We start from the raw sequence: 1,740 nt of genomic DNA, 5'->3' as shown, positions 1-1,740 counted from the left end.
CGGGTGGTGCCGGTGGTGCCGGTGGTGCCGGTGGTGCAGGCGGCGCTGGCAGTGCCGCCGCAGCAGGCGGCAAGCCGCGTGTCGAAAACGTGCCGCGCCGCACGGGTCTGCCCGGTCTCGTCGACGCGCTGGCGAACGCGGGCGCGCGCTGGCTCGATACGCCGCTCGGCAAGCTCATGGTCGCCGATGAAGATCGCCGTCTGCTCGACCAGAGCGGCTACGTCGATGCCCGCTCGCGCGGGCTGTTCATCGTCGCGCGCTTTGCCTGCGCGGCCGGTCTCGCGATCGGCGCGGGCAGCTACGCCGCGATGAGCGGCAGCAATGTGGTGATGTTCGGCGCGGGCGGTTTGCTCGTGGGCTTTCTCGCGCCGAAATTCCATCTGCGCCGCCGCGCCTCCGCGCGACTCGCGTCCGTCGCCGACGAGCTGCCGATGTTCGTCGATCTGCTGCGTCTGTTGCAGGGCGTCGGCTTGTCGCTCGATCAGAGTCTGCAGGTGCTCGTCAACGAATTCCGTCCGGTGCTGCCGGTGCTTGCGAGCGAAATGGAAATCGCCCAGCGCCAGTTCGTCACCGGCCGCACGCGCGAACAGTCGCTGCAACGCATGGCGACGACGTACGACAACGAAGATCTGCGCTCCGTGATCCGTCTGCTCGTGCAGGTGGACAAGCACGGCGGCGCGGTACAGGAACCGCTCAAGCAGTTCGGCGACCGGCTGCGCGAAGTGCGCCGCGCGACGCTGCGCGAGCGCATCGGCAAGCTCACGGTGCGCATGACCGGCGTGATGGTCGTGACGCTGCTGCCCGCGCTGCTGATCGTGGCGGCGGGGCCGGGCCTCATCGCCGTGATGCACTCGCTCTCGTCGATTCACCATTAGCGGGTGCGCCATGAAATCAGGCAGAACGACTATGAAGACTTCGATCGTGACACGCGGCAAGCGTGCGATGAGCGTGGCCGCGTGCGGCGCGCTCGCACTGCTGGCGGCGTGCTCGTCGCCGCAAGGCTATGGCGTGGGTCCGCAGGCGCAGGCCGAAATGAAAATGCGCGCCGATGACGCGAAGGACGCCGTGCCCGACACGCCCGGCATGTATCTCGGACTGATCTCGCGCATGCAGTCGGAGGGCCTTTATTACGCGTCGCTCGCGCATATCGATGCCTACGAGCGGCAGTACGGCGCGAGCCCGAATTCGATCGTGCTGCGCGCCGACGCGTTGCGCGCGACCGGCCAGGCGAGCGCGAGCGCGTCGGCCTATACGCAGTTGCTCAATACGCCGTTCGCGGCGCGCGGTCATCGCGGGCTGGGCTTGCTCGCGGGCGGGTCGGGCGACTTCCGTCGCGCGGCCCAGGAACTCGACGAGGCGTCGATGCTCGCGCCGACCGATCCCGCGACGCTCTCCGATCTCGGCTATGCGCTGCTGCGCGAAGGCGACGTCAACGGCGCGCGCGTGCCGCTGCTCAAGGCGATCGAGCTCGATCCGCACAATTCGAAGATCGCCGCCAACGTGGCGCTGCTGCTGAGCGCGAGCGGCGCGGACGGCGACGCGCAGACGCTGATGAATCAGCAGGGCCTGCCCGCGGATACGCGCGCGGCCGTCGCGCGCGACGCGCAGAAAGTGAAGGAGGCGAGCCGCGCACGCGAGCTGGCCGATCAGCGCGAGTCGCTGGCCGCGACGGCGCACAAACTCGCGCAGACGGCGGCCGTGCCGCAGCCGCGCGCGTTCGCCAGCAACCAGACCAACGCG

At 69.5% G+C, this 1,740-nt stretch carries 2 protein-coding genes; both read left to right on the top strand.

From position 1 onward, the window contains the following. On the top strand, nucleotides 1-875 hold an 875-nt coding region (locus G3N97_RS38590), incomplete at its 5' end, for a type II secretion system F family protein (protein ID WP_205997971.1). A gap of 67 nt (nucleotides 876-942) precedes the next feature. Next, nucleotides 943-1,740: pilus assembly protein (locus tag G3N97_RS38585; protein ID WP_241031099.1), on the top strand; the 798-nt coding region annotated here is incomplete at its 3' end.

The organism is Paraburkholderia sp. Ac-20347 (assembly GCF_017104805.1).
Classification (GTDB): domain Bacteria; phylum Pseudomonadota; class Gammaproteobacteria; order Burkholderiales; family Burkholderiaceae; genus Paraburkholderia; species Paraburkholderia tropica.
The sequence above is the reverse complement of the archived record's forward strand: the minus strand, read 5'-3'. Positions and strand labels throughout refer to the sequence as shown.